Source organism: Pseudomonas sp. S04 (assembly GCF_009834545.1).
Lineage (GTDB): Bacteria > Pseudomonadota > Gammaproteobacteria > Pseudomonadales > Pseudomonadaceae > Aquipseudomonas.
Window position 1 is genome coordinate 177,480 of record NZ_CP019427.1, and the last position, 13,833, is coordinate 191,312.

Genomic DNA, 13,833 nt, shown 5'->3' on the forward strand with positions numbered 1-13,833 from the left:
ATGGAAGACTGCATCGCAGGATAGCTTGGCCGTGTCATCAGGCACTGGCCGCCTGATGGTGTTGCCATCAGGGGGAAAACCCATCGCTCCAGCTTTCCTCGTACAGGAAACCTGCGAATGTTGCGTACCCTCCATCCCCACCTGCGCCCGATTGTTCGCGTAGCGCTGTGCAGCCAGTTGCTCTGGCCGACCCTGGCGGTTGCCGACACGGCATACGATGACCTGGTGCGCCAGGCCCGTGCGGGCAACTACGGGCCGGTATTGAGCGTGCTGCGCCAGGTTCCCGGCAAGCAGTTATCCACAGGCCAGCTCAGCGATCATCTGCAGATCGCCAGTTGGGCGGGCCTCGACAGCGAAGTCGTCAAGGTTTATGAAACCCAGGCCCGCCAGCGGCAATTGCCCCTCCAGGCGCTGACCGCCACCGCGCGTGCCTACCGCAATCTACAGCGCTGGGATGAAGCCGCCGCGCTGTATCGCAGGGCGCTGGAGCGCGACCCCGATAACGCCGACGTGCAGCTGGGGCTGGCGCTGGTTCAGGCCGATGCCGGTCAACCGGGTGACGCGGTCAACCGCGCCAAAGCATTGGTGGCCGCCAAGCCCGGGGATCCGCATCGCCGGTTGGCACTGGCCTATGCCCTGACTCGCGCCGGGGCGACCTACGACGCCTTGTTCGAGTACGACCAGGCGTTCGTCCGTGCAGGGAGCACGCCTGAAGTCGCCCGCGAATATGTGTTCGCCCTGCAGCGTGCGCGTTTACCGGAACCGGCGCTACGCCTGGCGCGTCAGCGCCCGGGGTTGATCGAACCGACACTGTTGCGGCGTATCGAGGGCGATGTGGCGGCCGAGCGGGTGCGCCTGGCGGAGCTGGCCACGCGCAGCGAGAAGGAGCGCTACGTTATTGCCGACCGTGCCCTGGCCGACTACGACCAGCTCATCCGAACCTGGAGCGCCGACGCCCAGGCACGCGATGACGTGCGGCGCTGGCGTATCGACCGCTTGGGTGCGCTCAAGGCGCGTGCGCGTACCGCCGAGGTTATCCATGACTACCAACAACTGATTGGCGAAGGTGTGCCCATTCCCACCTATGCGCTGCGCTGGGTGGCCGCCTCCTATCTGGATCAGCGTCAGCCGGAAGTGGCCGTCGATATGTACCGCCAGGTTCTGGCGGCACCCGATGCCGACCAGGGTGATCGCCTGGAAGACAGCACGGCGCTGTACTACGCCCTGCTGGAAAACGATCAACCGGAACAAGCGCGCGAGCTCGCCGACAGCCTGGCCCAGAGCCAGAACCCACGGGTCGAGCTCAAGGGCTTGCCGGTGGGCAACCCCAATGATGAGTGGATGGATGCGCAGCAACTGGCGGCCCAGGCCGGCACCTATGGGGCGGATTTGCCCGGGGCCGAGCAGCGCCTGGCGGCCTTGGTCGAACAGGGCCCGGGGAATATCGGCCTGCGCCTGGCCCAGGCAGACCTGTACCGCGCCCGTGACTGGCCGCGTCGTGCGGAGTCCCAGCTCAAGGAAACCGAAAGCATGGCGCCACGCGACGTTGGCCTGGAAGTCGGGCAGGGCTATACCGCACTGGACTTGCAGGAGTGGCGGCAACTGGATGCGTTGACCGACGACGTGGTGGCGCGCTACCCGGACAACCGCCAGGTCCAGCGTCTGCAGCGTCTGCGTGAAGTTCATGACATGGCTGAACTGCGGGTCTCGGCCTATGGCGGCAAGAGTTACGGCGGCGCAGACAGCGGTGCCGGCGCGGTCAACGGCAGCCGCGACCTGGGCATTGAAACAGTGCTCTATAGCCCACCGATCGATGAGGACTGGCGACTGTTCGGTGGTGCCGGCTACGCCACCGGCGACTTCCAGGAAGGCACCGGTCACCATCGCTGGCAGCGCGTGGGTGTGGAGCGGCGGACGCGCGACATGACCCTGGAAGCGGAAATCTCCAATCACTCGTACGGCTATGGCAACAAGACCGGTGCACGCCTGGCGGCGGCTCGTGACATCGACGATCACTGGCAGTACGGCGCTAGCCTCGACTACCTGTCGGCCAATACGCCGCTACGGGCCCTGAACAGTGACATCACGGCCAATGGCGGCAGTGCTTTCCTGCGCTGGCGTGGCAATGAAAGTCGTGAGTGGCAGCTGGCGCTCAGCCCGTCGCGCTTGAGTGATGGCAATCGCCGGTTAGAGGCGTTGTTGACGGGGCGCGAGGGCGTGTACAGCACGCCAGGCCTGCAAGTCGATGCGGGTCTGGAAGTGGGCAGCAGCCACAACTCGAAGAACGCCGATGTGCCGTATTTCAATCCGAAGTCCGACCTCAGCGTGCTGCCGACGCTAAGCGCCAATCACGTGCTCTATCACCGTTACGAAACCGCCTGGAGCCAGCAGTTCCAGGCCGGTGCCGGTACCTACAGCCAGCGTGATTACGGCACGGGGGCCATCGGTCTGCTCAGTTACGGCCAGCGCGTCAGCTGGAACGACGTATTCGAGGCGGGTGCCGCGTTGAGCTGGCTCAACCGGCCCTATGACGGCGATCGCGAGAGCGATCTGCGCCTGATCATCGACCTCACCTACCGCTTCTAGAAGAGTTTGCCCATGCTTGCAATCACACGTTGCATCCTGCTGCAGGGGGTCCTGTTGCTCACCGCCTGCGCCCAGCAGGCCCCAGCATTTGTGCCGCCGTCACAACGACCGCTGGCAGCCAGTGAACAGCCCTGGCCGAAAAACCATGTGCTGGGCATTGCCTATCACGATGTCGAGGACCGCGATCCCGACCAGGCGGTGGTCGCTGTGCGCACCGAACGCTTGATCGAGCAATTGGCCTGGCTGCGGGAAAATCACTACCAGGCGGTGACCGTCGACCAGATCATGGCGGCCCGCAAGGGTGGCCCCGAGCTGCCGGCCAAGGCGATCCTGCTGAGTTTCGATGACGGCTATTCGAGCTTCTATACCCGGGTCATGCCGGTGCTGCGTGCTTATCGCTGGCCTGCCTTGCTGGCTCCGGTCGGCAGTTGGATCGACACACCGCTCAATCAACCGGTGGATTTTGCCGGTACTCCACGCCAGCGCTCGGACTTCCTGACCTGGGAGCAGATTCGCGAAGTCTCGCGTTCCGGCCTGGTGGAAATTGCCGCCCACACCGATGCCAGTCACAAGGGCGTGCTGGCCAACCCGCAAGGAAACCTGCAGCCAGCGGCGGCGACCCGTCGCTACGACGCGCTGACTCAGCGTTACGAGACAGAGGCCGAGTTCCAGGCTCGTTTGCGCAGTGACGTGGTTGCTATCTCGGCGAAAATTAGCGCGGTCACCGGCTACGCGCCACGGGTCTGGGTCTGGCCGTACGGCGCCGCCGACGGTAGCGCGCTACAGGTGGTGGACGAGCAGGGCTACCAGATGGCGTTGACCCTCGACGACGGTCTCGACAGCCTGGCTGACCTGATGAGCAGCCCGCGTTATCTGGTGGCCTCGGACCCGGACGGCGAGCATTTCGCCAACAGCATCGTCGGCGTGCAATCGAAGGCGCCGATGCGCGTGGTGCATGTCGATCTGGACAACGTCTACGACCCTGACCCGGCGCAGCAGGACAGCAACCTTGGCAAACTGATCCAGCGCATGGCCGACATGGGCGCGGACACGGTGTTCCTGCAAGCGTTCGCCGATCCCAAGGGCGATGGGCTGGTGCACTCGCTGTACTTCCCCAACCGCCATCTGCCGGTGCGCGCCGACCTCTTCGATCGTGTTGCCTGGCAGTTGCGTACCCGGGCCAACGTAAAAGTCTTTGCCTGGATGCCGGTGCTCAGCTTTGCCCTCGATCCCGCCTTGCCTCGGGTGACCCGCTGGGATCCCGACAGCGGCCAGGCCTCGGTTGACCCTGGCCAGTACCAACGCCTGTCGCCGTTCGATCCCAACGTGCGACGGATCATCGGCGAGCTCTATGAGGACGTGGCGCGCCTGACCTCGGTCGACGGCATTCTCTACCACGATGACGCCTTGCTCTCGGATTTCGAAGACGCCAGTCCACAAGCCTTGCAGGTCTATGCCGCCAACGGCTTGCCGGGATCGATCGCCCAACTGCGTGGCGATCCGGCCACGATGCAGCGCTGGACGCGTTTCAAGAGTCGCTACCTGATCGACTTCACCCACGAACTCACCGCCAGGGTCCGCGCCATCCGCGGGCCGCAGGTGCGCACAGCGCGCAACCTGTTCGCCGAGCCGATGCTCAATCCGCCGAGCGAAGCCTGGTTCGCGCAGAACCTCGATGATTTCCTCGGCGCCTACGACTGGACTGCCCCCATGGCCATGCCGCTGATGGAGGGCAAGACCCATGAGCAGTCCGGTGCCTGGCTGGAGTCCCTGGTGGCCACGGTCAAGTCCCGCCCCGGCGCCTTGCAGCGCACGGTGTTCGAACTGCAGGCCCGCGACTGGAACCGCAGCGATGCGTCCGCGCCGCTGAGCGGTCAACAACTGGCGGATTGGATGGCGCGTCTCAAGCGCGAGGGTGCCACGAGTTTTGGCTACTACCCCGACAACTTCCTCGAGAACCAGCCGGACCTGAAAACTGTGCGCCCCGCGCTCTCCAACAAGTGGAATCGCTGACATGCTGGACAGACTGCTAGCCGTGTTGGTACTGGCGATCGTGCTGGGGATTCCCCTGGGCGTGATTTTCCTGGTTACCGGGCAATTTTTGATGGACTTCGTGTTTTTCTATCCGCTGTTCATGTCCGGACTGTGGATCGCCGGCGGCCTGTATTTCTGGCTGCACTGGGAACGTCACTGGCCCTGGGGCAAAGACACGTTGCCACCGCCGCTGACCGGTGAACCGCTGATTTCGATCCTGATCCCTTGCTACAACGAGGGTGACAACGCGGCCGATACCATTCATGCCGCATTAGGCCAGCACTACCCGAACATCGAAGTGATCGCCATCAATGACGGCTCCAGCGACAACACCGCTGCCGTCCTCGATGCCCTGGCGCTGCAGGACCCGCGATTGCGCGTACTGCATCTGGCACAGAACCAGGGCAAGGCGGTGGCCCTGCGCATGGGAGCGATCGCTGCGCGCAGCGAGTACCTGGTGTGCATTGACGGTGATGCGTTGCTCGCACCGGACACTGCGGCTTACCTGGTGGCGCCGATGCTGGACAACGCCCGGCTCGGTGCAGTGACCGGCAACCCGCGGATTCGCACTCGCTCGACCCTGGTGGGACGGGTCCAGGTGGGTGAGTTTTCGTCGATCATCGGCTTGATCAAGCGCACGCAGCGGGTGTTCGGACGGATCTTCACGGTGTCCGGGGTGATTGTCGCATTCCGTCGTTCGGCGCTGGATCGGGTTGGCTACTGGAGCCCGGACATGATCACCGAAGACATCGACATCAGTTGGAAGCTGCAACTGGATCACTGGAGCATCTTCTACGAACCGCGCGCCTTGTGCTGGATCCTCATGCCGGAAACTCTCGCAGGTTTGTGGAAGCAGCGGCTGCGCTGGGCGCAGGGCGGTGCCGAGGTGCTGTTCAAGAACATCCGCGGCATCTGGCAATACCGCCATCGTTATCTCTGGCCCTTGCTGTTCGAGTACTGCCTGTCCACCGGCTGGGCCTTCACCTTCCTGCTCTCGGTGATTTTCTGGGCCGTCGGCAAATTCGTCGAAATGCCCGAAGCCATTGCCGTGCATCACTTGTTGCCACCGGCCTTCACCGGGTTGGTGCTGGCGATGGTCTGCCTGCTGCAGTTCGCGGTCAGCATTCTGATCGACCGGCGTTACGAGCGGGGCCTGTGGAAAACCATGTTCTGGGTGGTCTGGTATCCCCTGGTGTTCTGGTTCATCAGCCTGCTGACGACCCTGGTGAGCTTCCCCAAGGTGCTGTTTGGTCAACACCAGAAGCGCGCGCGCTGGGTCAGCCCGGATCGTGGGATCAAACCGCTGAACGACGACGATGACGAGGTGCTCGAACAATGAAAATCATCAGAACCCGGCAACGGCCTTTCCTGGTCGTGCTCGACGCTTTTTTCACCCTGCTGGCCTGGGTCGGCCTGAGCTACCTGTTGGTGCGCGGCCTGTGGCCGTTGCTCAATACACACACGGGACCGCGCATTGAAGTCTCGGTGCTCGACGCCCTCGGTACGTTGCAACTCTACGTCTGGGTCGCCCTGCTCAATGCCGTGCTGCTGATTGCCTGGGCTCGTTACCAGCAGCGCAGGAGCAAAGGCTTCGCGCGTCGCCGAAAAGCGGCACCGGTGGTAGGTGACCATGGCTTGCAGGCAAGCTTTCGCCTGAGCAACGAGCTCCTGATGCAGCTGCGTCGGCCCGGGGTCATGGTGATCCACAATGACGAGGCCGGTGATATCAGCCAGGTGGTCACGGGTTATTTACGGCTCGATCAGTGCAATTACCAATAGATACCCGGGCAACTGAACGTACAGGGATTGGCGTCGATCGGTGAAAGCGCGCACTATCGAGGCAAATCCTGGCGAGTTGGAGGCCAGCTGTGACACAACGTATCGACCGCATTGCCCAATTGCTCAATTGCCCGGTCAAGGGCGAAGAAATGCGCCGGGCAATTACTGAAGCCCGCAAGGACTCTCTGCTGGATGACGACGATGAGGAGGATGACGAGCCATCCTGCGCGCCGGACGCTGGCGATGATCCCGACCCCCAGGCTTGACCCCTACCACCAGCTGCGATTGCTCTCCAGTTCGGCCCGGCATTGCTTGAGTTGCCAGCCGTAGTTTTTCGCCTGTTGCTCAACCTTGCGCGCCACCTGCATCAGCCAGGGTTTTTGCCGGTAACTCTGGCGGCTGAACCCGCCACGCCCCTCATGGTAGGCCAGGTACTGGCTGTAGGTATCCCACTTGGAAATCCCTAGCTGGCGCTGAGTGCCGGCGGCGTACCAACCGACGAACATCACCGCGTCGTCAAAATTGTCCCGCGAGCCGCCATTGCCGGTTGCGCTCTTGTACTCGCCCCACACCGGATCCTGCGCCTGGGCATAGCCATAGGCCGAGCTGACCCGACCCCAGGGAATCACCCACAGGAAATAGTCGCGAGGGGGCAGGGCGTCCTCCACGAAGCTGCTTTCCTGCTTGATGATCGCCATCGCCACATGCGGCGGCAGTCCCCAGGCTTGCTCCATTTTCAGCGTGTCTTCATACCAGTCGGGGTACTGGCGGTAGATGCTGCAAATGTTGCCCTGGTCCCGCGGCGGCGTGGTCGAACAGCCGGCCAGCAGGGCCAGGGCCATGAGTACTGCGAAAAACCGTCCGTGCAAAAATCACTCAATTGGCGACGGGCCAATCCTTGTTGGTTGAGAGGGGGTCTAAACATTTTCGCCTCCTGGGTTGCGGGCGAAACTGGATCCGGCCCCTCTGTGTGGCGCGCAGCCGGTCAGATGTGCGTTGACCCGCTCGCGCTAAATCGAGCACTATCAGGTACCTTTTTTAGTACCTTGGAGTTTGCTCATGGAGCAACTACTCGCTAGCCGCTCAGTCAGCATCACCGAACTCAAGCGCAGCCCGAGTACTGTAATCGAGCTGGCGGGGTCTGAGGCTGTGGCAATACTCAATCATAACCGCCCCGCAGCTTATCTTTTACCCCATGCGGCTTATCAGGCGTTGCTGGAGCGCTTGCATGCCGCGCAAATACGCGAAGCGATAGCGGCCAGCCGGACTGACCCTCGGCCGGCAATAGACGCGGACACGATGTTCGCCGAGCTCGACGCGATCGTTGAGCAGGTCACGGCTGAACCAGGCCGTCCGTGAGGCAGTTGTCGTTCAGCGCCATGGCGCGCGACGATCTACAACACATTGCCCGCTATATCGCTCGAGACAATCGCACCCGCGCTCGAACCTTTGTTGATGAGCTGCGCCAGCGCAGTCTATTACTGGTTGAGCAGCCGGATCTGGGCGTTGCGCGTGAAGACTGCGCCAAAGGTCTGCGCATGCTTACCCATGGACGCTACCTGATCTTTTATAGCGTGAGCGGGCAAGGCATCCTGATAGAGCGTGTTTTACACAGCGCGCGGGACCTCGGGCGTCAGTTCGCAATCGACGACCAGAACCTTTAGCGCACACGCAAGTCGCTATGATGAAGTCCCCTGCATGCAGATGCTCCCACAGCCCCAGTCAGTGAGACCTCAATGCCCAATCCATTGAACCCGCCATGCCAAGGTCGGCGGCAGCTCTTGCGGCTGGCGGCTTGTGCACCGGTGTTGGCCTTGCTCGGTCCACTGGCAGGCTGCTCGCGCAAGCCGCAGATGGACGCCACTTTCCTGCAGATCTGGAAAAGCCACGCCGAACTCAGCCGCGATCAGTGGGCGACGCGTATGGCGGCCATGGCTGAATTGGGCTGTGATGAGCTGGTGCTGCAGTGGGTGGGGTTGCTCGGCGGGGACGAGCCGGACTGGATGCTCCCAGACCCGGTGATGCAGAACCTGCTGGACACGGCCGGCGAGCATGGGATGAAAGTGCGTATCGGCCTGCCTTACGACAATGGCTGGTGGCAGGCGCTGTCGGCCACTGACGAGCCGACCCAGGCCGCGTTCTTCAGTGGGGCTTTGCAGGCGGCGAGTCGCTACATGCGCGAGGCGCCGTGGTCCGCGCATGAGCAGTTTGCCGGTTGGTACATCCCGTACGAAATCGAGCAGTACCACTGGACCGAACCCGCCCGACAGGAGCGCCTGGGCAAATGGCTGACGGCCTTGTCGGGGGTGTCGCAGAACGCCGGTCATGGTGTCCCGGCCATCTCCACCTACTACAGCACCCTGCAGACCGACGGCAGCCTGGTGCAACTGTGGCAATCGCTGCTGGCCCGCACCCAGCTGCGGCCCATGGTGCAGGACGGCGTGGGGGTGGCGGGCTGGAACAACCTCAAGGCGATCGAACCGCTGCTGCAGTACCTGCGTCAGCGTGGGGTGAAGTTCGAGGTGATTGTCGAACTGTTCGAGCAACTGCCGTCAGCGCGTAACGACGGCACTGACTTCAAGGCAGTTTCGGCAGACTACCCGCGGGTCCAGCGTCAGTTGGAGTGGGCCCAGACCACGGGCGCGGAACGCATCATCGCGTTTGCCGTCGATCCCTGGGCGACCGGTACCGACCCCCAGGCGCAACGCTTGCGCCAGCAGTGGCTCAAGGCGCGCTCCTGAGGTTGGCGCCAGCAGGGCTCAGAGTGAGCGCCCGATGATCTCGCGCATGATTTCACTGGTGCCACCGAAGATCCGCAGCGCCCGCGCATCGGCCCAGGCGCGGCCAATCCCGTACTCGGCGCTGTAGCCATAACCGCCATACAACTGCAGCAACTCGTCGAGAATCTGCCCCTGCATCTCGGTGGCATTGAGCTTGGCCATGGCCGCGACCACCGGGTCCAGGTTGCCCTCCATCAGTTGCAGCGCGCAGTCGTCGAGGAATACCCGGAGCATGGTCAGGCGAGCCTTGGCATCGGCCAGGACAAAGCGGTTGTTCTGGTAGTCGATGACGCGCTTGCCGAACACCTTGCGACCCCGGGTGTACTCCTTGGTCTGTTCGAGCATGCCCTCGGTCGACGCCGCGGCCCGCAGGGCGATGGCCAGGCGTTCACGGGACAGTTCGTGACTCATGTATTGGAATCCGGCATTCAAATCACCGAGCAGGCAATCCACCGGCACCCGCACTTCATCGAAGAACAGCTCGCAAGTGTCCTGGGCGTGCTGGCCGATCTTGCGCATGGCCGGGCCCTTGCTGAAGCCGGGCAAGCCTTCTTCGACACACAGCAACGACAGGCCGCGAGCGCCCAGTTCGGGGTCGGTGCAGGCCAGTACGATCACCAGGCCAGCGTTGACCCCGTTGGTGATGAAGGTCTTCTGCCCGCTGAGCACGAAGTCCTCGCCATCGCGTACCGCACGGGTGCGGATCGCCTTGACGTCGCTGCCGGCACCGGGCTCGGTCATGGCAATCGCGCCGATGACCTCGCCGCTGGCCATTGCCGGCAGCCAGCGGTCTTTTTGCGCCTGGGTGCCGAGGTTCCAGAGATAAGGCGAGACCATGTCCGAGTGAATCGAGAAGCCGATGCCCAGGCAATTGGCCCGCGCCAGCTCTTCGATGACCACCACGGCGTGGCCGAAATCACCGTCGGCGCCATAGGGTGCCGGCAGCGCAGAATTGAGCAGGCCTTGCTCGCCGGCCTCTCGCCACAGTTCGCGCGGGGTCACCCCAGCGGTTTCCCATTGGTCGTAGCGCGGCACGATGCGCTCGGCGATGAAGCGTTGCACCTGCTCGCGAAACAGCAGGTGGTCTTCGCGGAATATCTTGCGCATGGGGAGGCCTATTTCGCGTAGAGGTCGGTGCTGCTCAGTTGCCCGCGTAGCACGGGCGCCGCAGCGCTGCCGGTGAGGAACAGGCTGTAGTGATCACCGGGCTTGAGTTGCGGCAACGCCAGTTTCTCGGCCGTGGCCTTGCCACAGCCGGCACTCAGTGACGCGCTCACCGGGTTGATGGCACGCGCAGCAGTGCTGAGTGGGGCTACGTCGGCAAACAATACCGGGCCGCCGTCAGCCACTGCCAGGCTGCCTTTGGGGCAATCGCTCGCCAGGTTGTAGAAGCGCAGTTCGGCTTTCAGGGCGTCTTCGCTGCCGGCGCTGTTGGTCCAGCGGCGCCTGCCCCTGGTGCTGCAGTTCGACGATGGGCAAATCGGTGTGCTGCAGACCCTCAGCGACGACGATGAACTGGGTATTGTCTACAGCGGTGACCAAGGCCTGCAAAGCCGCATCAGCCGTGCCGAGCTGCTGGTGTCGGCGCGCAAGGCGCTGATTCTGCGACCGGTGCAGGCGGCGCGGGACTCGCGGGTCGACGACTACATCAAGCCCTACGAGAAAAGCTGGTTCAGGAACATCGTCCTGCGCGACATGCGCCCCTACGGCCATGTCATGTTGGCGTCGCTGGCGGCGAACATTCTCGGCCTGGCCGGGGTGCTGTTTTCCATGCAGGTGTACGACCGGGTGATTCCGGCCGAGTCGATGCCGACCCTGTACGTGTTGTTCGGCGGAGTGATGCTGGCGCTGTTTTTCGATTTTGTCCTGCGGGTGATGCGTGTGCGCATCACCGATCTGCTCGGCAAGCGTGCCGACATGCGCGTCTCGGACCTGGTCTTCGGCCATGCCATTCGCCTGCGTAACAGCGCCCGGCCAAAATCCACCGGTTCGTTCATTTCCCAGTTGCGCGAGCTTGAGCAACTGCGTGAACTGATCACCTCCAGCACTGCCAGCGCCTTGGCCGACCTGCCGTTTTTCCTGATGTTCGTGGTGATCTACTGGTTTATTGCCGGGCCGCTGGTGGCCGTGCCACTGGGCGCGGTGCTGTTCCTGATCATCCCGGGGCTGTTGTCGCAACGCAAACTGGCGAGGCTGGCCAACCAGTCGATGCGCGAGAGTTCGCTGCGCAGCGCCATGCTGGTGGAGACCGTGCAAGGCCTGGACGACATCAAGATGCTGCAGGCCGAACAGCGTTTCCAGCAGCAGTGGAACCACTACAACGCGACTGCCGCCGAGGCCAGCCTGCGTTCGCGCACGCTCACCAGTGGCCTGGTGACCTGGACCCAGAGCGTGCAGGGCGGCGTGTTTGCCGTGGTGGTGGTGTTCGGTGCGCCGATGGTGATGGCGGGCGACATGACCACCGGTAGCCTGGTGGCCGCGTCGATCCTGGCCTCGCGCATGATGGCGCCGATGTCGCAGATCACCCTGGTGCTGACCCGCTGGCAACAGGCCAAAGTGGCCCTGCAGGGCCTGCACCGGATCATGCAGATGCCGGTCGACCAGGCCGAGGGCAGCAAGCGTGTACACCTGCCGCTGGTGCGCGGCGACTATGAGTTCAAGCAGGCCGAGTTCAAGTACGCCGAAGATGCACCGATGCCGGCCCTCACGGTCAAGCACTTGAAGATTGCCCCGGGTGAGCGCATCGCGGTGCTCGGGCGCAACGGCGCGGGCAAGTCGACGCTGCTGCAGGCCATGGCCGGGATGATCGACCTCAGTTCAGGTTCGCTGACCCTGGATGGCGTTGGCCTGAGCCATATCGACCCGGCCGATGTGCGCCGCGATGTTGGTCTGCTGACCCAGAACTCCCGGCTGTTCCACGGCACGCTGCGGGAAAACCTGATGCTGGGAGCGGCTCACGCCAGCGACCAGGACCTGCTCGAAGCGCTGGCGCTGACCGGTGCACTGGAGTTCATCAGCAAGTTCGCACTGGGCATGGACCACATGATTCTGGAAGGTGGCCTCGGCCTGTCCGGTGGCCAGCGCCAGGCGCTGCTGCTGTCGCGGTTGATCATTCGCCAGCCGCAGATTGTGCTGCTGGACGAACCCACTGCGGCCCTCGACGACGCCAGTGAACGCAAGCTGATCCAGAGCCTGGGCCAGTGGGGCGCGCAGCGCACGCTGATCATCGCCACGCACCGCATGAGTGTGTTGAGCCTGGTGGATCGGATCATCGTCGTCGACAACGGCGCGGTGATCATCGATGACACCAAGGACAACGCCATTGCCCGTCTTTCCAAACCTCGGAACCCGGCGCAGTGAGCCGGCTGCTCCCAGCCACTGACTGCGCAAAAGGATAGCTCAGATGGAAAACAACAATCGTTCCCCGGACTCGAACCCGGACCTGGCGCGGGTGCCACGGGCAGGCTCGGCGAATACCCAGGGTGACAACTCGAACGCCGATGACAGCCTGGATGACGTCACGGTCGTGCGCTCGACGCGCGTCGTCTGGTGTGTGGCGCTGATGCTGTTGGCGTTCGGGGTGTGGGCCTACCTGTTTGAAATCGATGAAGTGTCGACCGGCACTGGCAAGGTGATCCCGACTTCGCGCGAGCAGGTGATCCAGTCGCTGGAGGGCGGCATCGTCGCCGAACTCAATGTAGCCGAGGGGGATATCGTCAAGCAGGGGGAAATCCTCGCCAAGCTGGACCCGACCAAGACCGAGTCCAATTTCGGCGAGAGTGCCGCCAAGTACCGCGCCTCCCTGGCCAGCGTTGCGCGGTTGCAGGCGGAAGTGAACGGCACCACGCTGGCTTTCCCGGCGGAACTCAAGGCCTACCCGGCGCTGATGAGCGCTGAAACCGACCTGTACCAGACCCGGCGCAAAGGGCTGGAAGAGTCGCAGGCGGGGGTGCGGGCCTCCCTGGGGCTGGTGCGCAGCGAGCTGGAAATCACCGAGAACCTGGCCCGGGTCGGCGCCGCGAGTAACGTCGAGGTCTTGCGCCTGAAGCGCCAGAAGTCCGAGCTGGAGCTGAAACTCACCCAGTCGCGCTCCGAATACATGGTACGGGCCGGCGAAGAACTGGCCAAGGCCAACTCCGATGTGCAGACCCTGTCCTCGGTGCTCAAGGGCCGTTCCGACTCGGTCACGCGCCTGACGTTGCGCTCGCCGGTACGGGGGATCGTCAAGGACATCGAGGTCACCACCATCGGCGGGATCATTCCCCCCAATGGCCGCTTGATGCAGATCGTGCCGATGGACGACCAGTTGTTGATCGAGGCGCGCATTTCCCCGCGGGACATTGCCTTCATCCATCCCGACCAGGACGCCAAGGTCAAGATCACGGCCTATGACTACTCCATCTACGGCAGCATGGATGGCAAGGTGGTGACCATTTCCCCGGACACCATCCAGGATGAAGTCAAACCCGAGGTCTTCTACTACCGCGTGTTCATTCGCACCAATGACAATGAGCTGCACAACAAGGCCGGCAAGGCGTTTTCGATTGTGCCGGGGATGATCGCGGCGGCGGACATCAAGACCGGCCAGAAGACTGTGCTCGATTACCTGATCAAGCCGATGAACCGGGCGCGCGAAGCCTTGCGCGAGCGCTAG

At 63.3% G+C, this 13,833-nt stretch carries 12 protein-coding genes and 1 pseudogene; 10 read left to right on the plus strand and 3 right to left on the minus strand.

Annotated elements, in window-relative coordinates; genetic code table 11:
• Positions 1–117 precede the first annotated feature (117 nt).
• From pgaA to PspS04_RS27470, 5 genes are all read left to right on the plus strand, one after another.
• Complete coding sequence (gene pgaA, locus PspS04_RS00710; protein WP_159993058.1) at positions 118–2,586, plus strand: poly-beta-1,6 N-acetyl-D-glucosamine export porin PgaA; 2,469 nt, start codon at positions 118–120, stop codon at positions 2,584–2,586.
• Positions 2,587–2,598: 12 nt separating this feature from the next.
• Positions 2,599–4,599 carry a poly-beta-1,6-N-acetyl-D-glucosamine N-deacetylase PgaB gene (pgaB, locus tag PspS04_RS00715; RefSeq protein WP_159993060.1) on the plus strand — a complete coding sequence of 667 codons (2,001 nt, stop codon included), beginning with the start codon at positions 2,599–2,601 and terminating at the stop codon, positions 4,597–4,599.
• 1 nt (position 4,600) lies between these two features.
• On the plus strand, positions 4,601–5,959 hold the full coding sequence (gene pgaC / locus PspS04_RS00720) for a poly-beta-1,6-N-acetyl-D-glucosamine synthase (RefSeq protein WP_095170861.1): 1,359 nt from the start codon (positions 4,601–4,603) through the stop codon (positions 5,957–5,959).
• Positions 5,956–6,399 carry a poly-beta-1,6-N-acetyl-D-glucosamine biosynthesis protein PgaD gene (pgaD, locus tag PspS04_RS00725; RefSeq protein ID WP_095170863.1) on the plus strand — a complete coding sequence of 148 codons (444 nt, stop codon included), beginning with the start codon at positions 5,956–5,958 and terminating at the stop codon, positions 6,397–6,399. Before pgaC ends, pgaD begins: the two co-directional genes overlap by 4 nt.
• An 89-nt stretch (positions 6,400–6,488) precedes the next feature.
• Positions 6,489–6,665: a hypothetical protein gene (locus PspS04_RS27470; RefSeq protein WP_174244560.1), complete on the plus strand. Its 177-nt coding sequence runs from the start codon at positions 6,489–6,491 to the stop codon at positions 6,663–6,665.
• Positions 6,666–6,668: 3 nt separating this feature from the next.
• On the opposite strand, the gene PspS04_RS00730 is transcribed toward PspS04_RS27470, so the two are convergent.
• Positions 6,669–7,241 (minus strand): transglycosylase SLT domain-containing protein, encoded by a 573-nt coding sequence (locus PspS04_RS00730; protein WP_095170867.1) that lies wholly within the window; start codon positions 7,239–7,241, stop codon positions 6,669–6,671.
• Positions 7,242–7,458: 217 nt separating this feature from the next.
• On the opposite strand from PspS04_RS00730, the gene PspS04_RS00735 reads away from it, so the two are divergent.
• From PspS04_RS00735 to PspS04_RS00745, 3 genes are all read left to right on the plus strand, one after another.
• Positions 7,459–7,758: a type II toxin-antitoxin system Phd/YefM family antitoxin gene (locus tag PspS04_RS00735; RefSeq protein WP_095170869.1), complete on the plus strand. Its 300-nt coding sequence runs from the start codon at positions 7,459–7,461 to the stop codon at positions 7,756–7,758.
• Positions 7,759–7,778: 20 nt separating this feature from the next.
• Positions 7,779–8,063, plus strand: a complete 285-nt coding sequence (locus tag PspS04_RS00740; protein ID WP_237234949.1) for a type II toxin-antitoxin system RelE/ParE family toxin — start codon at positions 7,779–7,781, stop codon at positions 8,061–8,063.
• A gap of 72 nt (positions 8,064–8,135) precedes the next feature.
• Positions 8,136–9,140, plus strand: a complete 1,005-nt coding sequence (locus PspS04_RS00745) for a DUF4434 domain-containing protein (protein WP_159993064.1) — start codon at positions 8,136–8,138, stop codon at positions 9,138–9,140.
• An 18-nt stretch (positions 9,141–9,158) separates the two neighbouring features.
• Here PspS04_RS00745 and PspS04_RS00750 read toward each other — a convergent pair whose 3' ends face one another.
• Together PspS04_RS00750 and PspS04_RS00755 are read right to left on the minus strand one after the other, a co-directional pair.
• The gene (locus tag PspS04_RS00750; protein ID WP_159993066.1) at positions 9,159–10,286 is read right to left on the minus strand and encodes an acyl-CoA dehydrogenase family protein; all 1,128 of its coding nucleotides are present in this window, start codon (positions 10,284–10,286) and stop codon (positions 9,159–9,161) included.
• Between the two features lie 8 nt (positions 10,287–10,294).
• Entirely contained in the window at positions 10,295–10,528 is a 234-nt protein-coding gene (locus tag PspS04_RS00755) for a hypothetical protein (RefSeq protein ID WP_159993068.1), read from the minus strand.
• An 82-nt stretch (positions 10,529–10,610) separates the two neighbouring features.
• Between PspS04_RS00755 and PspS04_RS00760 the strand changes: the two are divergent.
• Both PspS04_RS00760 and PspS04_RS00765 read left to right on the plus strand, forming a co-directional pair.
• Positions 10,611–12,539 (plus strand): annotated as a pseudogene (locus PspS04_RS00760) (type I secretion system permease/ATPase); the annotation flags it as partial.
• Positions 12,540–12,582: 43 nt separating this feature from the next.
• Complete coding sequence (locus PspS04_RS00765; RefSeq protein WP_159993070.1) at positions 12,583–13,833, plus strand: HlyD family type I secretion periplasmic adaptor subunit; 1,251 nt, start codon at positions 12,583–12,585, stop codon at positions 13,831–13,833.